24 protein-coding genes and 1 pseudogene are annotated in these 18,409 nt (G+C 68.1%); 9 read left to right on the top strand and 16 right to left on the bottom strand.

Annotation, left to right across the window (positions count from 1 at the left end):
- Positions 1–75: 75 nt before the first annotated feature.
- A complete protein-coding gene (locus tag Msi02_RS39420) occupies positions 76–1,404 on the top strand; it encodes a sensor histidine kinase (RefSeq protein WP_204052848.1) in 1,329 nt (442 codons plus the stop codon).
- A gap of 49 nt (positions 1,405–1,453) precedes the next feature.
- Here Msi02_RS39420 and Msi02_RS39415 read toward each other — a convergent pair whose 3' ends face one another.
- From Msi02_RS39415 to Msi02_RS39395, 5 genes are all read right to left on the bottom strand, one after another.
- Positions 1,454–1,996, bottom strand: a complete 543-nt coding sequence (locus Msi02_RS39415; RefSeq protein ID WP_204052847.1) for a hypothetical protein — start codon at positions 1,994–1,996, stop codon at positions 1,454–1,456.
- Entirely contained in the window at positions 1,997–3,052 is a 1,056-nt protein-coding gene (locus tag Msi02_RS39410) for a hypothetical protein (protein ID WP_239109201.1), read from the bottom strand.
- A complete protein-coding gene (locus Msi02_RS39405) occupies positions 3,045–3,563 on the bottom strand; it encodes a hypothetical protein (RefSeq protein ID WP_204052846.1) in 519 nt (172 codons plus the stop codon). The genes Msi02_RS39410 and Msi02_RS39405 overlap by 8 nt, the downstream gene beginning before the upstream one ends.
- An 83-nt stretch (positions 3,564–3,646) precedes the next feature.
- Positions 3,647–3,856, bottom strand: a complete 210-nt coding sequence (locus Msi02_RS39400; protein ID WP_204052845.1) for a hypothetical protein — start codon at positions 3,854–3,856, stop codon at positions 3,647–3,649.
- Positions 3,857–3,958: 102 nt separating this feature from the next.
- Entirely contained in the window at positions 3,959–4,468 is a 510-nt protein-coding gene (locus Msi02_RS39395; RefSeq protein WP_204052844.1) for a GbsR/MarR family transcriptional regulator, read from the bottom strand.
- A gap of 87 nt (positions 4,469–4,555) precedes the next feature.
- Here Msi02_RS39395 and Msi02_RS39390 point away from each other — a divergent pair, with 87 nt between their 5' ends.
- Positions 4,556–5,371 carry a class I SAM-dependent methyltransferase gene (locus Msi02_RS39390; protein ID WP_204052843.1) on the top strand — a complete coding sequence of 272 codons (816 nt, stop codon included), beginning with the start codon at positions 4,556–4,558 and terminating at the stop codon, positions 5,369–5,371.
- A 66-nt stretch (positions 5,372–5,437) separates the two neighbouring features.
- On the opposite strand, the gene Msi02_RS39385 is transcribed toward Msi02_RS39390, so the two are convergent.
- Positions 5,438–5,953 (bottom strand): TetR/AcrR family transcriptional regulator, encoded by a 516-nt coding sequence (locus Msi02_RS39385; RefSeq protein WP_239109206.1) that lies wholly within the window; start codon positions 5,951–5,953, stop codon positions 5,438–5,440.
- Between the two features lie 161 nt (positions 5,954–6,114).
- Here Msi02_RS39385 and Msi02_RS39380 point away from each other — a divergent pair, with 161 nt between their 5' ends.
- Complete coding sequence (locus Msi02_RS39380; protein ID WP_204052841.1) at positions 6,115–7,071, top strand: NADP-dependent oxidoreductase; 957 nt, start codon at positions 6,115–6,117, stop codon at positions 7,069–7,071.
- Here Msi02_RS39380 and Msi02_RS39375 read toward each other — a convergent pair.
- The 3 genes from Msi02_RS39375 to Msi02_RS43710 all read right to left on the bottom strand — a co-directional run bounded on the left by Msi02_RS39375 (position 7,068) and on the right by Msi02_RS43710 (position 8,485).
- A complete protein-coding gene (locus Msi02_RS39375) occupies positions 7,068–7,334 on the bottom strand; it encodes a hypothetical protein (RefSeq protein WP_204052840.1) in 267 nt (88 codons plus the stop codon). The genes Msi02_RS39380 and Msi02_RS39375 overlap by 4 nt on opposite strands.
- Before the next feature lie 123 nt (positions 7,335–7,457).
- Positions 7,458–7,922: an ArsR/SmtB family transcription factor gene (locus Msi02_RS43715; RefSeq protein ID WP_239109199.1), complete on the bottom strand. Its 465-nt coding sequence runs from the start codon at positions 7,920–7,922 to the stop codon at positions 7,458–7,460.
- Between the two features lie 17 nt (positions 7,923–7,939).
- Positions 7,940–8,485 (bottom strand): hypothetical protein, encoded by a 546-nt coding sequence (locus tag Msi02_RS43710; protein ID WP_239109198.1) that lies wholly within the window; start codon positions 8,483–8,485, stop codon positions 7,940–7,942.
- A 61-nt stretch (positions 8,486–8,546) separates the two neighbouring features.
- On the opposite strand from Msi02_RS43710, the gene Msi02_RS39365 reads away from it, so the two are divergent.
- On the top strand, positions 8,547–9,446 hold the full coding sequence (locus Msi02_RS39365) for an aldo/keto reductase (protein ID WP_204052839.1): 900 nt from the start codon (positions 8,547–8,549) through the stop codon (positions 9,444–9,446).
- Between the two features lie 24 nt (positions 9,447–9,470).
- A pseudogene (locus tag Msi02_RS44860) lies at positions 9,471–9,604 on the top strand (transposase); the annotation flags it as partial.
- A gap of 32 nt (positions 9,605–9,636) precedes the next feature.
- On the opposite strand, the gene Msi02_RS39360 reads toward Msi02_RS44860, so the two are convergent.
- Positions 9,637–10,284 (bottom strand): sigma-70 family RNA polymerase sigma factor, encoded by a 648-nt coding sequence (locus Msi02_RS39360; protein WP_204052838.1) that lies wholly within the window; start codon positions 10,282–10,284, stop codon positions 9,637–9,639.
- A 73-nt stretch (positions 10,285–10,357) separates the two neighbouring features.
- Here Msi02_RS39360 and Msi02_RS39355 point away from each other — a divergent pair, with 73 nt between their 5' ends.
- Entirely contained in the window at positions 10,358–10,531 is a 174-nt protein-coding gene (locus tag Msi02_RS39355; RefSeq protein WP_204052866.1) for a response regulator transcription factor, read from the top strand.
- A 249-nt stretch (positions 10,532–10,780) separates the two neighbouring features.
- Here the strand turns inward: Msi02_RS39355 and Msi02_RS39350 are convergent, their stop codons facing one another.
- Positions 10,781–11,359, bottom strand: a complete 579-nt coding sequence (locus Msi02_RS39350) for a TetR/AcrR family transcriptional regulator (protein ID WP_204052837.1) — start codon at positions 11,357–11,359, stop codon at positions 10,781–10,783.
- A gap of 80 nt (positions 11,360–11,439) precedes the next feature.
- Between Msi02_RS39350 and Msi02_RS39345 the strand changes: the two genes are divergently transcribed.
- Positions 11,440–12,552 (top strand): amidohydrolase family protein, encoded by a 1,113-nt coding sequence (locus Msi02_RS39345; protein WP_204052836.1) that lies wholly within the window; start codon positions 11,440–11,442, stop codon positions 12,550–12,552.
- Between the two features lie 95 nt (positions 12,553–12,647).
- On the opposite strand, the gene Msi02_RS44695 is transcribed toward Msi02_RS39345, so the two are convergent.
- Positions 12,648–12,971, bottom strand: a complete 324-nt coding sequence (locus tag Msi02_RS44695; protein ID WP_373308353.1) for a transposase family protein — start codon at positions 12,969–12,971, stop codon at positions 12,648–12,650.
- A 263-nt stretch (positions 12,972–13,234) separates the two neighbouring features.
- Complete coding sequence (locus tag Msi02_RS39335; protein ID WP_204052834.1) at positions 13,235–13,609, bottom strand: MerR family transcriptional regulator; 375 nt, start codon at positions 13,607–13,609, stop codon at positions 13,235–13,237.
- A 140-nt stretch (positions 13,610–13,749) separates the two neighbouring features.
- On the opposite strand from Msi02_RS39335, the gene Msi02_RS39330 reads away from it, so the two are divergent.
- Entirely contained in the window at positions 13,750–14,085 is a 336-nt protein-coding gene (locus Msi02_RS39330) for an EthD domain-containing protein (RefSeq protein WP_204052833.1), read from the top strand.
- Between the two features lie 65 nt (positions 14,086–14,150).
- Here the strand turns inward: Msi02_RS39330 and Msi02_RS39325 are convergent, their stop codons facing one another.
- On the bottom strand, positions 14,151–14,444 hold the full coding sequence (locus Msi02_RS39325) for an alpha/beta hydrolase fold domain-containing protein (RefSeq protein ID WP_275414222.1): 294 nt from the start codon (positions 14,442–14,444) through the stop codon (positions 14,151–14,153).
- A gap of 30 nt (positions 14,445–14,474) precedes the next feature.
- Positions 14,475–15,335 carry an alpha/beta fold hydrolase gene (locus tag Msi02_RS39320; protein WP_239109205.1) on the bottom strand — a complete coding sequence of 287 codons (861 nt, stop codon included), beginning with the start codon at positions 15,333–15,335 and terminating at the stop codon, positions 14,475–14,477.
- 61 nt (positions 15,336–15,396) lie between these two features.
- Between Msi02_RS39320 and Msi02_RS39315 the strand changes: the two genes are divergently transcribed.
- Positions 15,397–15,834, top strand: a complete 438-nt coding sequence (locus Msi02_RS39315; RefSeq protein WP_204052830.1) for a winged helix-turn-helix transcriptional regulator — start codon at positions 15,397–15,399, stop codon at positions 15,832–15,834.
- Between the two features lie 2,034 nt (positions 15,835–17,868).
- Here Msi02_RS39315 and Msi02_RS39310 read toward each other — a convergent pair.
- Entirely contained in the window at positions 17,869–18,309 is a 441-nt protein-coding gene (locus Msi02_RS39310; RefSeq protein ID WP_239109195.1) for an NUDIX hydrolase, read from the bottom strand.
- Positions 18,310–18,409: the final 100 nt, after the last annotated feature.

Below are 18,409 nucleotides of genomic sequence, written 5' to 3'. Positions count from 1 at the left end.
CCCCGCACTGCTGGATACTTGGAAGTTCTGGGGGCATATGTGAGCTTTTTACACTCTTGGTCGATAAGAGCCCGTTTGACGCTCGCTGGGGGAGCCGTCTCGGCGCTGCTCTCCCTGCTGTCGGCGATAGGCGTCCTCATGGCCATCCGGAGCCTGACCACGGAATACCTGGTGGCTGGACTGGTGGCGGTGGCCGACCGTGTCGCCTACGCCGTCTCCGCCGGAACCACGCACTCTCTTGCACCGCGCCCGCCTGCCCGGCATCTCCAGGTGGTGGACCAGCAGGGACGAGTGATCGAGGCGACGCGCAGCCTGTGGGGCCAGCCGGCCATCGTCTCCCTCCACCCCGCGGCGAATACGCGAGGATCGATCGCCACGACGGTGTGCCACCACGGCCCGGCCATCTGGGGCTGTCACCTCGTCGTGGCCGTCCCGGCCTTCCGCAGCGGGCACGCCCCCCTGACGGTCTTCGCCGTCGCCCCCGCCGTACCCCTGTACGTACGCCCGGCCGTCGCCGCAGTGGTCTTCGGCGGAGCGATCACCTTGACCTGCGCCCTGACCTTCCTGTGCTACCGGCTGCTGGGCAAGACGCTGAGCCCGGTCTACGCCATCTGCACCAAGCTCCGCGAGATCCAGGCCACGCACCCGACAGGCAGGGTGCCCATCCCGCCCAACCGGGACGAGATTCACATGCTGGCCCTGACCGTGAACGGCACCCTGGAGCGGCTCGAACAGGCCATGGAACAACAGCGCCGGTTCACCACCGACGCGTCCCATGAGTTGCGTACGCCCATCGCGGCGATGCGCGCGCAGGTGGAGGACGCCCTCCTCGCCTCCACCGATGACGAGGTGCTCACCCTGGCCCATTCGCTGATCCCCAGCATCGATCGGCTGCAGGCGATCACGACGGACCTGCTGACACTGTCCCGGCTCGACGCCACGCCGCAGTCCGGCCGGCGGCACATCGACCTGACAGCCCTGGTCTCCCAGAAACTGGCAGGGCGCCCCTCGACGAAGAAGATCGTCACAAGCCTGCAGACAGATGTGTGCGTCGTCGGCGACAACCTCCGACTCGCCCGCCTGCTGACCAGCCTGCTGGACAACGCCGAACGGCACGCCGCCACCACGATTTCCCTGATCGTCCATACAGAACCGGGGTCCGCCGTTCTGGAGGTCCTGGACGACGGCCCCGGTATCCCGCCGGACAAGCGCGAGATGGTCTTCCAGCGGTTCGCCCGGCTTGACACCGCGCGCAGCCGAGCCGCGGGCGGCACCGGCCTCGGCCTGTCGATCGCGCGGCAGATCGCGGAAAGCCACGGCGGCACGCTGACCGTCGAGGACAGCGCCCACGGAGCGCGCCTCGTCCTTCGCCTACCCCGATGCCCCAACGGCGACGGCGGTTGACGGGCCGTCGGCGCCCACCTCCGCCTGAGCGTCGCAACGGTGGCCGTGGTCAGGCGACGGAGTGGGTGATGACGCCGGTGTAGGTGCCGGCGGCCACACCGGAGAACGGGATCGACAGGACGAGGGTGGGGGTCCAGCTAGCGTTGTTGACCCCTGCGATAGCGGTGTGGGAGAACGCCGTCCGTGGGACGGCGAGGGTGACCCTGCTCGCGGCGGTCGGCTGGCCGGGGATGAAGGTCCCGCCGCCCTGGGTGTCGGTCGCGGGGCCGGACCAGTAGCTCATGTTGGCCCGGCCGATCGTGACCACCGGTGTAGTGGTGCGGGTGTAGTCGGTCGAGGAGACGGTGGCCGTCCATGCCCCGGCGCCGGGATCGCGGTGGTCGGTCACCGTCACCGTCCCCATCTGCGCGCTGCGCTGGCTCCCAGGCGGTCCGCTGCCCAGCGACATCGCGGCGGGAGCGGTGACGGTCAGCACCCCCTCCCTGGCCAGCACGTAGGTGGCCGGCGAGGGAGCCGCGGACGCCGAGGGGATGGGGAGGGCGGTGACGGCCAGGACGGCCGCGGTGACGAGGGGTTGGGTGCGTCTATGCATTTATGCCCTTCGTGGGATTCGGGGCTGGGAGCGGGCTCGGCGACGCCAGGCCACAAGACCGGCGGCCGCGAGAGCCGATGCGACGACGACCGCGGGGAGGATCAGCCGCGACGTACTGGACAGGGTGACGGGCTTGCCCGCTCCGGCCTTGGGGAAGACGACGGTCGCGGACACCTCGCGTTTCACCAGGCCGCTTCGGACGACCAGGTCGGCCTTCCAGGGTCCCTCAGGCAGCCGGGCGTCCATGACGACGGCCAGCCGCCCGGCCTCGCCCGGACGCAGCGTGACACCCAACTGCGCGGGGTACGGTCCGGCGCGCAGCCCGCCCGGCCCGTTCGACAGCGACAGTGAGCCGGACAGGTCCAGGGCCCGGCCGCCGGTGTTGTGCACCTGCGCGGCCAGGACCGGGCGACCGGCGGCGTCCCGCTCTGGAGTGAGCCGGTCGATGCTCATGTCGGACGGCGGCTCACCGCCCGGGCCGATGTCGAGGTACATCCGGACGCCGACCCGGCTGGCCAGGCCGATGTTGTGCGTCTCGTCCGGCTCCGCGGTGGTCTGCGCCCAGATCACCCCGTACCGCTCGCCCTTCCAGGCGTCGGACGGCACCTTGACGGTGAACCAGGCCCTGCGGGACTGGCCGGGGGCCAGGTCGATCTCCGCGGGCGTGACGGTGGTCCAGCTCGTCAGCTCGTTCGGCGTGCGATCGGGCGCGAAGACGAACGCGTGGCCCCGGATGTCGGCCGCCGCCGGATACAGCGAGACCTGCATCCGGTGACCGCTGGTGTTGGACACCTCGATCCGCCGCCTGATGGTGCTGCCGGGATCGAGGTGATCGACCACTCCCTTGAGCGCGCGGGGGTCGGTGCGGCGGGCGACCGGCGCGTCGACCAGCCGGATTCCCAGCCCTACTCCAGGGTCCCCCCGATCCTGGGACGCTGCCGGAGCGGCGGCCGCGGCGGCAGGGCCGGGATCGAGCACGAGCGCCGCGCCTGTCACGCCTGCGTACAGCACGGCCGTCAGGACGCCGGCGGCCCAGCCGATGATTCGATCAGGCAACAGAGTGCGTCACCGTCCCGGTATAGGCGCCAAGGTCCGCCGACAGCGGAATGGTCACCGAGATGGTCGGATGCCAGGACGCCTGGCTGTTGCCCGTGCCGCCGGTGTAAGTCATGGCGACCCGCTGCACATCCAGGGTCCCGCCCGGGCCAGGCGTCAAGGCGCCGTTGCCTACGAGCAACGTGCCGGGGCCCGGCGTATAGGTCGCCGCGGAGGCCGGGATCGTGTCGCTCGCGCCGACGAAGGCCGTGGACGACACCCGCGCGGTCCAGTCCGAGGTGGGCACACCGCCCCGGGCGTCGGTCACCGTGACCGTGCCGATCGGTCCGCTGACGGTGCCGCCCGCGGGCGCGCTACCGAGGCTCACCGGACCGGCGGGCGCGGTGATCGTCAACGCACCCGAGGTGACCGTGAAGGTCACCGTCGTGTCCGCGGCATCGGCGGCCGGACTGGTGAGCACCGCCAACCCGAGCGCGATACCCGACATCAACGCGAGCGGCCTGAGTCGCATGCTTGCTCCCCGCAATATGTCAACGCCCACCGCATGGGCGGCAGCACCAGTGATCACTTCAGGGCAGACGATAGGAACCGGGGTCATCTCCACCGGGCAAGACGCGCTCGTGGATACGTGTCACCGACCCGATCGCAACGAAAGCTTGAACGCATCCGCGCGACTGTCCGCAGCATCGGCCGATGGGTGAACTCCGCAACGTCGACCAGATCGTTGTCCCGGCCGTGTTCGACGGCGGCGAGCAGCCCGAGCAGGAAAGCCGCGAGCAAGACCGGCAAGACCACGATCGTCACGATCCAGGAGGTTCTCCCCGCTTCAGCCCCAGGGCCGAGGCCGGGCCAAACCGGTGATCGCGCGCCGGCTGCCGCCGAGGCCCACCTGCTGGAGGCCGGCGGCTACCTCGGCGAGATCGTGCTGACCGTCTGGTCGCTCTCGCGTTCGGCCATCTGGAGCCGCCGCCACTTCGCCATCGACTGCTTGATCTCCTCGCGTAGGAACGCGAAGAACCGGCGGGTCTCGTCCATCCGCTGCCCGGCGGGGGAGTCGAGACCCAGGAGCGCGACGCCCTCGTCGGCGCCGTCCTGCACCCGGACCAGCACCGGGTCGGACTGGCTGACGAAGTGGCTCCAGGTGTGCTCGTGGATCCGGCAGAAGTCGTGCCGGGTACCGGGTTCGCGGCCGCGTTCGACCAGTCGCACCTGCACCAGGTACTTGACCGCTCCCGAGATCGCCGACGCGCCCACGCCCAGTCGCTCCGCGAGTTCGGCGGCCGACAACTCGCCGGAGTCGGTGACCAGCAGCGCGGCGTACACGCGCGAGGCCATCCGGGGCATGCCGGATTCGACCATGATCTGCGCGAACCGTTCCTGGAAGACGGCGACTGCGCCCTCGTCCGCTCGCGTCACCGACGCTCCCTTCCTCTTCGTGGCCTGAACAGTTTAAGTCATTCAGTAACTTCACGAAATTCGTGAAATAAGAGTAGTGTCGCTGTCGTGAAGGACACCGAACTCGTCGGAGTGCAGAAGACCCTCAGCCCCGTCCTCAGGGCCAAGGCACTGGACAACCGGCTGCCGGACCCGATCCTCGGCGACGAATACGCGGAGCGGGTGATGCGCCGCCTCGACCCGGACTACGACAAGCGCAGATTCGGCACCAGCCAGATGGGCCTCGCCGCCGTGGTGCGCGCCAAGGCCCACGACGACTGGGCCCGAAGCTTCCTCGCCGATCACCCCGACGCGGTGGTGCTGCACCTGGGCTGCGGCCTCGACGCCCGGGTGTACCGGATCGCCCCGCCCGCCACCGTCGACTGGTACGACCTGGACTATCCTCCCGTCGTCGAACTGCGGCGACGATTCCTGCCGCCGCGAGAGCACTACACCCTGATCGGCTCCAGCGTCACCGACCTGACCTGGCTGGCACGCATCCCCCGTGGCCGACCGGTGCTGATGATCGCAGAGGGGCTGGTGCCCTACCTGATCGAGACCGACGTCCGGCGGCTGCTGACCAGCGTCGTCGACGCCTTCCCCTCCGGCCAGGCACAGTTCGACACGGTGCCCGTCTGGGCGTGGCGCACTTCGAGATGGGACCCCTCGCTGCGCAGATACGGCGCCCAGTTCCATTGCGGCTTCAACGACCCGGCCGCGCTGGCCGGTTGGCACCCGCGGCTGGAATACGTCGACGAGGCGCCGATGAACGACTCACCGGTGCTGATGGCCAAGGCGCCCGCGAACGTACGCCGCATGTACCGCCTCATGAACCTGCTGCCGGGCATGAAGCGGTCCACCCGCATCGTCCGGTTCCGGTTCTAACTCCGCCGACGGTCGATACTGCGCGGCCGCTTCGTGAGACCGTGCACTAGCCGCCTCGATCCGGGCTCAGGCCGGCCGGGCGGCGGGCCGGAGGCCGTCCATCAGGAGGTTCAGCAGGCGACCGGCCTTGGCTTCATGTTCGCGCCGGGGGGCCACGGTGAAGATGCCGATGAGGGAGGCGGCGATGTCTTCGGCGGTGACGTCGGAGCGGAGGTCGCCCGCCGCGCGACCGGCGTCGAGAATCGTGGTGATGGCCGCCAGTAGCTCGCTCCGGGTCTGTGCATGGGCGATCTCGCCCGACTCGATCATCGCAAGCAGCGTGTCGAGCATGCCGTTCTTGGTCGCGATCCAGTCCCCGAACAAGTCCATCCAGCGCCGCATCGCCGCAGCCGGGGGCAGCCGGCCGAGCAGCTCGCGGGCGCCGGTCGTCAGCCGCACGACCTGGTCCCGGTAGACCGCATCGACCAGCGACTCGCGGGTCGGGAAGTGCCGGTAGAGCGTGGCGATGCCGACTCCGGCCTCGCGGGCGATCGCACGCATCGACGGCTCGGCGTCAGCCGACATGAACACGCGGGTCGCCACCGCGAGCAACTGGTCGCGGTTACGGGCTGCGTCCGCCCGTGGCGCGCGCATCTCCGCCTCAGTCAAAACGGATCACGCTCCGGTTGTGTTAGGGTCATCCATCGAAACGGAGCATAGTCCGTTTCAAGGCGTTCCCTCGGTCCCCAAGGAGACAGGCGTACATGCAGGAACAGAGCGATCAACCGCCGACGGGCAGGAGCAGGGCGGTCCGGCTCGATTCATTCGGCGGCCCCGAAGTCCTGGACGTCCGTGAGGTTCCCGCTCCGCAGGCCGGCCCGGGACAGATCCGCGTACGGGTCACCGCGGCCGGTCTGAACCCGATGGACTGGATCATGACCGCCGACGCGGACACCGCCGCCCGGTTCGGCTTGAGCCTCCCGGCCGGGTTCGGGACCGACTACGCGGGACTGGTCGACCAGGTCGGTGACGGGGTGACCGGCTTCGCGCCCGGCGACCGGGTGTTCGGGGGCGCCCTGTCCCGCGCGGTCGCCGACTTCGTGGTGATCGACCCGGCCGGGGGGATCGCGGCGAACGAGGCCCATCACACTCCCGACGGCGTCGACGACCGCACCGCCGCCACCCTCACGATCGCCGGCCGCACGGCATCCGCCGCCCTCGCCGTGGTCGACCCCGGCCCGGACGACACAGTGCTGATCGGCGGCGCGGCGGGCGGGGTCGGGGTGTTCGCCGTCCAGCTGGCCCGGATCGCAGGAGCGCGCGTGATCGGGACGGGATCGGCGACATCATCCGATTTCCTGCGCGATCTCGGAGCCGAGCCGGTCGCCTACGGCGACGGCCTGGCCGACCGGGTCCGAGCCCTCGCTCCCGGCGGTGTCACCGCCGCCATCGACCTGCACGGGACGGAGACAGTGCACGCCGCAAGGGAACTCGGCGTCTCAGACGGCCGCATCTGCACCATCGCCGCGCAAGTCGACGGCGTGCCGACGGCCAACGGCGCGAACGCCGCCCCCGGCGCCCTGGAAGAGATCGCCCGCCTGGTCGCGGCGGGCCGACTCCGGGTGCCTATCGCGGCGAGCTTCCCGGTCGAGCAGATCCGCCGCGCGGCCGAACTCCAGGCCGGCCGGCACGTGCACGGCAAGGTCGTCATCGACCTCTAGATCCGTCGGTGCCCGCTGGTGACGGACGGCGCGACGAGGCGGTGCAGCAGGCCCGACAGCCGGGTGAATATGGCCGCATCGCGCCAGGCGGCGAAGTACCAGTCAGACGGTGGCTCACGGCGGGTGGTCGTGTGCGAGGTAGCGCCAGGGGAGGCCGGTGCGGCTACGTACAGGATCGCGTTCATGATGGTGCGCAGGTCTTGCTCGGGTGGGCGGCCGATGTAATAGGCGGGCGTTTTTGAATCAAACAGAAGAACATGCACATAACCCGCCCCGTGCGAGTCTGATTCGACAGGGGCGACACATGCCTGTTCTGGTACCTCTGCTCCGCGGATGTAGAGGCGCCGCAGAAATGGCATGTTTCGCCATGAGGATCAAACGCCCGCTCAGGGACCGTCTTCGAGCCTCACGCGATCATGGAGCTGTGTCGGTGGCCGGCCGCCAGGTGCCGCGAGGAGAGTTTCGGCAGCGGCGGTGCGGGCGTAGAGCACTGAGCGGCCGGCCCGATGAGCGCTGACCAGGCCCGCGTCGCGCATCGCGGTGAGGTACTGAGACACTCCTGCGGGAGAGAGCCCGGTGCGCTCGGCCAGCTCGGTGGTGGAGGCGGGTGCGTCCAGCTCGTTCAGTAGCCGGGTTCGCGAGCGGCCGAGTACGGCGGTCAGGGCGTCGGTCCCGGCAGTGGGGCGGGGCTCCCATAGCGCACCGATGCCGCGTGCCGGATAGGCCAGCTGTGGCGGATCCGGCGGCGTGACCCGGGTGAACAGGCCCGGCCCGGTGAAGGCCGAGGGGATCAGCAAGAGCCCTCCGTCTGCCGTCTCGCGGGTCAGCGCGCGGCGCAGCAGTAGCCGCAACGTGTCCTCGTCCCACCTCACCGAGGTGTGCAGGTCGTTGAGAACGTGGGCACGCCGTACTCGGCGACCTGGCGGGCGCGGTGGAACACCTCGGCGTCGAGCACGGCTCGGATCCGTACCCAGTAGGGAGCCAGGGCCAGCTCCCAGTAAGTATGGATCTCTTCCGTCAGCCGCGGCAGGCGGGACTGCGGTTCGGCGCGCAGGGCGCGCAGCCGAGGGCCGAGACCGCGCTCGCCGGCTAGGCGGTCGAGATCGCGGCGGACCTCGGCGGCGGGAGTGGCCAGGACGCGGACCAGCTCGGCCGCCAGAGTGGGGGCCGGCTCGGTCGGCGCCGGGTTGAGGAAGTCGGGGACGTACCCGGCGGGCCCGACCACCTCGGCGAGCCAGCCCGTCTCCAGCCCGGCCGCCGCCAACCGCGGCCGTACCTGCTCGATCCAGGAACGATGCACCGGATGGGCGCTGCCGGAGGCCAGGAGCCGGAAACTGGTCCCGACCTCCCACATGGGCGAGACGGCGAAGCGCGTCTGTGCCAGGTCGCCCACCGAAAACCGCAGCTCCGCCATGACCATTCACCTATGTCTGAATCAATGGCGATCACTCTACGATGTGCCCATCATTCCCGCCATGACGATCACAGCGGCGGCAGCGGGCACCTGGAGACTCGGCGACCTTGACATCAACCGCATCGGCTTCGGCGCGATGCGACTCCCACAACATGGCGAGGCGCTGGCGCCAGACGCGGTACCGCTCGACCGCGACCGGGCGATCGCCGTGTTGCGCCGCGCGGTTGAGCTGGGCGTGAATCACATCGACACCGCCGCGTTCTACTTCTCTCCCTCGCGTTCGGCCAACGAGCTGATCAACCGGGCCCTCTCCCCCTACCCGGACGGCCTGGTCATCGCCACCAAGGTCGGGCCGGGCCGCAACCCGGCGGGCCACTGGCTCCCTCACGCCACCGCCGGCGAGCTGCGCGGACAGGTCGAGGAGAACCTGCGTCAGCTCGGCCGCGACCACCTGGACCTGGTCAATCTGCGCATCGTGGGCACTGACTCGATCGCTGAGCGGTTCGGCGTGCTGGCCGAGCTCCGCCAGTCCGGACTTATCCGGCATCTAGGCCTGTCCAACGTCACCCCCGGCCACCTTGCCGAGGCCCAAGCCATCGCCCCGGTGGTCTGTGTGCAGAATATGTACGGTCTCGGAGTCCGCCCCGACCAGGAGGGGTTCGTCCGCGTCTGCGGGGAGCAGGGGATCGCCTTCGTGCCGTTCTACTCGATCGCCGCCACCGGGCGCACAAGGGGTGCACAGGGCTCCTACAGCAAGGAGATCCTGGCCGTCGCGCGGTCACACGGGGCGAGCGCGGCGCAGATCCGGCTCGCGTGGACCTTGCACCAAGGGCCGCACGTTCTGGCCATACCCGGCACCAGCGATCCCGACCACGTGGCCGCGAACGTGGCCACGGGCGCGCTGCGCCTGTCGGCCGAGGAACTCGCCTTGCTGGACCGCTTTCACCGCGAGATGGTGTGACCCGACCTGCGTTTGATCTTGATGGTCTGCTCGACGAACCGATCGAGTCGGTCCATGCCCGCATCCGCCGGGCGGCCAAGGCCCGCGGCCACTTCCCCGATGAGCAGGCCGCGCTCAATTGCATCTCCATAGGGATCATGAGCCTGGGCCCCACGGGGAAGGTGACGAGCAGGCGGCGTGACGGGGCCGCTCACGCCGGGTCCGGCAGGTTCAACTGCGCGAGCTTGGCCGGGGCGACCACGGCCGTGATGGCGGTGATCCGGCCATCGGTGATGGTGAACGCGAGGACCGAGAGCGGGGTCCGCTGTTCCCGGCCTGCGCCGGTCGGCCGCTCGGTCGCCTGGACCTTCCTGCGGGCGCGGCTGGCGAGCATCTTGGTGGCGTCGGTGGACTTGCCGAGGATGCGGCCGATCTCGTCGAACGGCACCGCGAACAGGTCGTGCAGCACGAACGCCAGTCGCTCGCTCGGCCGGAGCGAATCGAGGACGACGATGAGCGCGAGCCCGACCGAGTCGGCGAGCACCGCGTCGTCGTCCGGGGCGGGAGCGTCGTCGAGCGTCACCACGAGGTCGGGCAGACGGTGGTCGTAGGACGCCTCGGGGTGGGCCTGGCGCGAACGCAAGAGGTCAAGGCTGATCCTGCCGACCACTGTGGTGAGCCAGCCGGCGAGGTTTTCGATGGTTCCCGTGTCCTGGCGGGAGAGTCGCAGCCAGGCTTCCTGGACCACGTCCTCGGCGTCGGCATGCGACCCGAGCACGCGGTAGGCGACCGCGCGCAGCCGGTCGCGCTGGGACTCGAACGCCTTGGCCACCGGGTCCGTCGAGCCAGTCTCGAACATGTTGTTACCTTCCCCGAATCCGCTCCGTCATGGGGGATGACGGGCCCGGACGGGCCCAGGTCACCGCTGTCAGATCGCCGGGCTGGCCGCGCAGGGCCTGTCCAACAAGGAGATCGCGGCGCGGCTGTTCCTCAGCCCCCGCAGCGTGGGCTACCACCTGAACAAGGCCTACCCGAAGCTCGGTGTGTTCTCCCGGAAGGAGCTCAGCAGGGGGCGTCAGCGGATTCAGGCGCCGACAACGTCATAAGACGCACCGTAGGCAGATGGCGGGGTGGGGCCATCAGGATTTCCTCGCTGTCGACAACCGAGTGCGTGTTGCCGCTGGTGGCAGGACAGAGGTCCCCACGCCTTCGTAGTCGACTGCTCCTTGGTGACGCGTCCTCCTATCCGGGGTCCCTGCCTGTTCCATCCGGAAGGACTCAAGAAGACCGGTGATCCACTCACAACGTGCACCTTTCGTCTCGCACTGCCGCCCTGTGGGATGTCGGCCAGGGGGTCATGGCCTGGTCAGCGGAATGAGCACCTCATCGACGATGGAGGCGATCTCGCCGGAGTCCACGAGACCGCCCTCCCATGCTTGGAGGAGGATCAGGCGTGGCCCGACCGAGACAATGCGCGGGGTGAGGCTGCCGGGTGCGGCTTCGCCGCGTTCGACCGCCTGGCGCAGGACGGACAGCAGTACTTCCTGGTGCGGGCGGATCACCAGCCGGTGGACCTGCTCGAACAGCTCGGGATGGCGGTGGCGGTGGGCGATGAGCGGGAGCAGCGCGCGGCCGCGCGGCTGATCGAGCGCCCGTACGAAGTGCTCGAGCAGGGCGATCAGGTCATCGCGCAGTGCGCCCGTGCCGGGCGGCGCCGGCGGGTCGCCGAAGCCGGTGGCGGAGTCGCTCAGCGCGGCGAGGACGAGTTCGGCCGGGGTGGACCAGCGCCGGTACAAGGCCGCTTTCCCTGTCCCGGCCGCGGAGGCGATCTTGTCGAACGTCAGCTCCTCGAAGCTGCTCACGGCCAGTTCGCTCAGGACGGCCTGGAAGATCGCGGTGGTGAGGGCGTCTCCGCGGCGGCGGGTGGGACTCATGAGGACCGATATATCACGCACTTCGCCGTGCTAGCCTCAATTAGTGAACAAAATTGTTCCTTATTTGAGGTGGGTGGCCCATGTCCACTGACGGCAGGACAGCCTTACGCAATGTGCGGGTCTTCGACGGCAAACGGCTCGGCGAGCCCCGTACCGTCGTCATCGACGGTGCGCTGATCGGCGACGATCCCGCAGGCGCGGAGGAGATCGACGCGGCGGGGGCGGCGCTGCTGCCCGGGCTGATCGACGCACATGTCCACCTGCACGCCCCCGGAAACCTGGCCGCCCTGGCCGCCTGGGGAGTGACGACCGGACTCGACATGGCCTGCTGGCCGGCCGAGCGGGTGGCCTCGCTGCGCGAGACCGGGGGAGCGGCCGACTTCCGTACTGCCGGACTGCCCGCGATCGGGCCGGGCGGCCACCATGCCCGTATGCCGGGAATGCCGCCGGAAGCCGTCATCCTGACGGCAGCCGATGCCCGGCGGCACGTCGAGGCGCGGGCGGCGGAGGGCGTCGACTACATCAAGGGCGTCGCCGAGGCCCCCGGCGAGGGCGGGCCGCCCGCTGACGCGCTGCGCGCGCTGGTGGAGGCGGCGCGCGAGTACGGGCTCAAGACGATCGTGCACGCCGCCACTCAGGGCGCCTACACGATGGCCGTAGAGTCGGGAGCGGAGTTCGTCACGCACACGCCGATCGCCGGCGGGGTCCGGACGCACGACGTGGCCGCGATGAGGAGCGCCGGCCAGAGGTCCATCCCGACGATCACCATGATGGAGGCGTTGCTCACCGCCTTCATGACCTCCGGCCCGCCGCCTGGGCGGGCCGACCACCTGGGGGAGGTGCTGGGCGACGTCGGCCGTCTACACCGAGCCGGTGTTGAGATCCTCGCCGGGACGGACGCGAACGCCGAGCCGTCCGCGCCGCTGCCCGTGCCCCACGGCGAGAGCCTGCATCACGAGTTCGAGCTGATGGCGCGGGCCGGAATGACGCCGGTGGAGATCCTGCGCTCGGCGACCGTGCTGCCCGCCCGCGCCTTCGGCCTGGCCGACCGGGGCGCCGTCCGGCCGGGCATGCGGGCCGACCTGTTGCTGGTCAACGGCGACCCGACCCGGGACATCACGGCCACCCGCGACATCCGCGCCGTCTGGTGCGCCGGTCACCCCGTCACTCCGGCCACCGCTCGCGAACCCTGAAACCTGAGCGGCTGCGCGAGCGGAGGTTCCCGTAACCGCGGCGGCGTCGAGCAGATCGAGGCAGTACCGCCACAGGCCGGCGACGGCCCCCGCAGTCAACAACGGCGCTCGACGTTCCGGTCGACCGCCGGCTCAAGGGCCGCGTCCCCTACTCCCGCCACCGCTGGGCACTGGCCGACCCGACTTGCTGCCCCCCGCCTCGATGGAAGCTCGTTCGGCATGGGCGCGAGGAACGCGCCTGACGGCATTTGCTCGGCGAACGTCGCCCTCGCACAGGTGGCATTGCGGCAGGAGAATCGGTTTACCCGCAGGTGGATGAGCAGTTCCTGGCCACCAACTGCGGTGTCGGACAACCGCCGTTCATAGTGACTGTGCCTGCGCCGCGACCGAATTCCGCAGTCCGGGCACGCGGCCTCCATGGTGCCGGTTCCGGCCCGGATCCGCACCATCGTTCCCGCACCGAACACCTGGTCAATGCACACACGGGCCAAGTGGGGGAACAAGACCGCGACCATCTCACTGATCAACACGCCGCAGATCGTCGCCGCCGGGAGGTGACCTACGGTTGGAACGTCTGAACCGTGATCAGCTCAGCCGGGTCCGATCACGGAAAGGGTGCCTGATCCTCGACGGGACGGATCGACCGGCTTCCTGAAGGCCACGTCACCGCTACCGCCCACCGTCACTCACCAGCATCCGTCGCATTCGCCAGGAAGGACCGGTTGACCTCGATCAGGTGATCAAGCGCTTCCCTGGCGGCGGTGAGGCTGTCGATCGTCGATGTAAGGCGGGTTCGCTCATGATTCATGACGGCCAAGGCCTGCAGGGCCTTGGCCTTGGTGGGCTCCGACATGCAGGGGACCATCTGAGCGATGCTCATGCTGGACATGCCGGCGGCTAGGAATGTCTGAATCAGCGCCACCCGCTGGACGTGATCGTCGTTGTAGCACCGCTGGCCACTGGGCGATCTCGTGCTGACCAGCAGGCCCTGCTGCTCGTAATAGCGCAGCGATCGACGGCTTGCTCCCGTCCGGGCGGACAGCTCACCGATCCGCATCTCAACTCCTCGTGTGCATTGGGTCACAATGCCTTGCCCATGACATCGATGTGAGCGTTTAGCGTAACCCCGTAGCTCGCAACCCGACGCCGGGGCAGGCGGTCGCCTCCCCCGTGCCGCGAGGACGAAGGAAGCAAATCATGATCAAGTTCGCTTACATGATCAACCGTGTCGGGGGGATGACCCTCGAGGAATTCGTTGATTATCACCGAAACCACCACGCCCCATTGTTCGCCTCCATCCCCGAGGCGCGACGGTACGTGAAGAAGTACACCGTCTCTCACCCGGTTCCCGCCGACGGCTACCCGAGCCCCGGCTACGACGGCCTCACTGAGATATGGTTCGAAACCTGGGCGGACCATGACGCCTTCTTCGGATCGAAGAATTACAAAGAGCTGCTGAACCCGGACGAAAGCAAGTTCATCGATTTGGATTCGGTGGTGGTCATGGTCACCGAAGAAAAGGTCGTGATCTGATACGCGCTGCCGGCGGAGCTGGACGGACGAGGCGGAGCCTGTCGTCCAGCTCCGCAGTGAACGGCTCAGGACGCGACCGTCATGCTTCTTCTCTGCGTGATCGTCTTGGTGATTCGGCCGACCTGGATCAACGTGGGCGGCAGACCGTGCAGGCCCGCGAACAGCGGGCTGTGCTGTTCTGCCGCGGTTGCGTCGCCGAGGTAGTCACGCACGCGGCGTTCGAGGGCGGTGCGGTTCACGATGAAGTCCGCCTCGGCTCTGACCGTCATCGAATCGCCGCTGAGCGTGAGGTCAACCCACGGCGAGAACAGCAACGCCGCGGCGGGCATCGGCTCGTCGGCGGCGGAAAGAGCCGCCAGCAGGCCGAGCGCCGACCCGAGGACATACGCTCAGACGGCCCGGGCGTGCTCGATGAGAAGGTCGGCGAAGGCGTCCGGCTGGTCGATCGGGGTGATGTGACCGCAGTCCTCAAGCAGGTGCTGGGTGAGGCGGCCGGTGATCGGTTCGAGCTGGCGGGCGGTGGCCGCGCCGATCACGCCACCGCCGATGGCGAGGGTCGGCGTCGTCAGTCGCTGGTCCTGCGCCCAATTCCCGATCCATTCCGCAGTGGCCGGCATTGCGCGGTAGTGGTCGAAGGCATTGCCGAGACTCGTTTTGCCGCGATATGCCTCGACGATCACCCGTGTAAGGTCTGCTGGCAGACCTCGGCGACTGCCGGCGGAGAGGAAGAAGCGGACGTAGCGCTCCGCCGAGTTCTCCAGGACGTCCTCGGCCAGACCACCGGGCGCCTGGTGGAAGCCGAACCACCACGGCGGCCCCTGCCGTAGGAAGGCCTCGGCGCCGGGCAGAAGTCCGATCAACCCTTCGGACAGGGTCAGGCTGGTTACACGCTCGGGCGACGATGCTGCCAGGGCGAATGCCGGAGTGACACCTAGATCGGTGCCAACGACGTGTGCCTCGCGGTCACCGAGGACGTCCAACATTCGGAGCAGGTCCGTGGCGATCGCGGATGCCTGGTAGCCGCGGACGGCGGGTGTGCTGTCGCCCAGCCCGTGCAGGTCCGGCGCGAGGGCCCGGAAACCTGCGGCGGCCAGCCGGGGTGCGACATCGCGCCAGATCGCGCGGGTGTGCGGGAAGCCGTGCAGCAGCAGCACAGCCGGCCCCTGCCCGAGAGTCTCCACGGCGAGTTCGACCCCGTCGATCGATATCCGGTGCACGGTCGCGCCGGGAAGGTGGGGAGAAAGAGTCATCTGGCGCACAGGTGCCCTCCTTGGTTACGCTTAGGAACGTGGTAACCGTAGAAGACCTTCAATGAACAGGGAAGAAGGCACTTTTCCGACACCAGGTGACCTCGTGGTAACCGCCTCACGGCAGGGGAACTTGTTCGATCCTCTGTGCCCGACAAGGCTCCTGCTCGACCGGGTGGGGTCGCGATGGACGACCATGGCGGTGCTGTCGCTTGCCGCCGCCGAGGGCGAGCTGCGGTTCACCGAGTTGAAGCGCGAGATGACCGGCGTGTCACAGAAGATGCTGGCGCAGACCCTCAGGGCGCTGGAACGAGACGGACTTGTCGCTCGTCGTGTCGAGGCGAGCAAGCCTCCACGGGTGTACTACCGTCTGACCGGCCTGGGCACCACGCTCGTCGCGCCGCTGCGAAGTCTGCGAGCCTGGGCTGAGCAGCACATGGCCCTGATCCAGCACAACTGCGATATGTTCGACGCCGCCGACCGCCCGGACGGCCACGGCTAACAGCCGCAAGCCGACGAAGGACTCCTCCGCGCTCTTGATCATCGGTCGTTACTGTCGGGGTTTACGCTGGTCGTCGCCGGGCTCAACCGCGATCACAGCACCCCAGAAACTCACTTGAACTCACCAGTGCCCAGCGCTGGCGGCGACAGCGACGGCCAGATGACGGTCAAACGATCAAAAGGCCAGATCCCGGATCTTGGGAACTGGCCTCTGAGCTGGTACTTCGTGGTGGGGCTACCAGGACTTGAACCTGGGACCTCTTCCTTATCAGGTAATCGCCACCCACGGTCAAGCTTGCCAAAGGGCCGCTTCACCTGCGAGAACTGTCCACCAACGTCCAGGGACGTCCACGAACGTCCGCAGAGGTTGTCACGCAGTTAGTCACGCGCACGATCGCTCGACATACTGCGCCAGTTGTCTATCACCTGAAGAGAGGCGGGCTGGACAATCTTCGGGGCTTCCGCTGATCATCCAGCCCGAATGAGGCTTACGCCGGGCCTTGCTACTTCTGGCCCGGCCTGCGAGCGCTGGAGCTCTGGCGGACTACGTAGACAGCGAGTACTGCCGTAAGAGCACTCACCATCTGTTGAATCTCGTCTGCCTGCCGACCTGCGACGACGAGGACTACGACCATAGCCGCGACGATCGCTGCGGCAACGAGCGATTGACTCTCGGGTGGTATCATTTGGCTCTGTCTCCTAAGGGGGACGTGGATGGGATCACCGCTTGGGACTGTTTTCGAGGACACCCGAGCGGTGATCGCATTTTAGGGGTAAAGTCGAGCACGGCGCAAACGAACACCTGGATCGCCGGTCCCGCAGTTTAATCAAGTCCCTGACCTGCGGAAACACGGTCGCACTAGATAGAGAATTAGCTATCTGCGCTAATCCCAGAGACTGCGACCAAAAAATTAGACGAGACTCCTCGTCGAAAACTTCGTAGGACTCTTCGTAAGACTTCTCGTCGAAAACTTCGTAGGACTCTTCGTAGAAAACATCGCAGGACTCTTCGTAAGACTCTTCGTAGAAAACATCGCAGGACTCTTCGTAGATAACATCCCGGGGAACTTCGCGGAAGATTAGCTCGCCAACTTCGCGAGGGTAGTGGGGAGCACCTACGCGGGAACCTAGGCGGGAACCTAGGTGGAAACCTAGGCGATCGCCTAGCTAGGTGGTTCATCTCCTCGTCGGGCAGGCGCAGCCATGCCGGACCGGACGCCCGTAGGCAAGTCGTCCTTCGCGTGTTCCATGTGCCCGGCGACCTTCCTCCTGCACTGGTTGCCCTACGTGCACGGGACGGCTTGCCTACGGGCGGCTTGTCTGGCATCCCTTGTGGTGACCGGCGAGGAGGTGAACCACCGTCGGACGTGCACCCTGTGCACGTAACTCTCATCTCTGAGGAGGGCCGGGGTTTGGGGCAGCGCCCCAAGGTCCTGTCTCCTACACCTTCCGCTCTGTCCCCTCCCTGCCTCTCTCTTCCTCTTTCTCGCCTGCCAGCGTCGCCCACGTGGGTTCCGGGTTCTTCGGCTCTGGTGGTGCCGCTCGTGGCCAACGACCCCGTTCACCTCTTGGGGAGAGAGATCACTTTTCGCACATGGCCGCTTTGCCGCCATCGGTTGAACACCCGCGCCGCTTGTCGGCGCAGGGTGCGCGCCGCCTGCCGGCGGGACCGGCCGGAGAGCCGCAGCCCGCCGGCGGGGCGGGCGCGCGGCCCAGCGGTAGACACAATCTGTGTCCGCGTGCCTTCCCCTCCGAGAGTGCGGGCCGTGATGGCTTCTGGCTGCGCTGTGCCTCCCACCGTCGTTCGACCCCCTCACGGTGTCACTGGAAGACAGCTCGGGAAACAGCCCCTCTCCTCTGCCGATCCCTTCCCCGGCGGGTCCTCCTCTTGGTGGCCCGCCTTCTGTTTCGGATCGTCGAGCCTGCCGCCCCCTCGCGCACCCTCCCCGCGGTTCCTTCCCTCCCCCTCCCACCGCTCCCCGCCGAAGGCGGCTTGAAGACGTAAGCGAATCCGTAACAGCGCTGGGAGGCTAGATCATCCGGGTATGACTGAGGTTCCGTCATGCACCCGTACGAAAGGCCCGTCGTGGCGCATGGCGTCGGTTACTCGAACAGCTCGGGCCTCGGGCATGAGCGCTGAGACCTCCTGCAGAGTGAGCCAGCGAACCGATGACGCTTCGTCAGACGTGTGGGCAGTCCCCTCGACTACCCGGCATCGGATCGCCAGGGTCACGACGCCTAGCTTCATGTTCTTGTACACGCCGACTAGGTGATCTGGGGCTACCTTGACGCCGGTCTCTTCGTATACCTCGCGGACGACCCCTTCGTAGGGCGTCTCGTCTAGCTCCAGGACACCCCCGGGCGGCACCCATCGGCCGTCATCAGCTCGCTTGATCGCCAGGACGCATCCGGCGTCGTTGACTACCACTCCGGTGACGCTCACAGAGTGGCGGGGCAGATCACTCGTCTTGCTCACTGGTCTGCTTCCCATTCCGCCTGGTGCTCAAGGGCACGACCTTGAACCCTGAAGAGTGGACGCCTCGCGAGCTCCGCCACAGCTTCGTGTCCCTGCTCTC

It is taken from the genome of Microbispora siamensis (genome assembly GCF_016863095.1).
Lineage (GTDB): Bacteria > Actinomycetota > Actinomycetes > Streptosporangiales > Streptosporangiaceae > Microbispora > Microbispora siamensis.
This window is presented reverse-complemented; position numbering and strand designations above follow the sequence as displayed.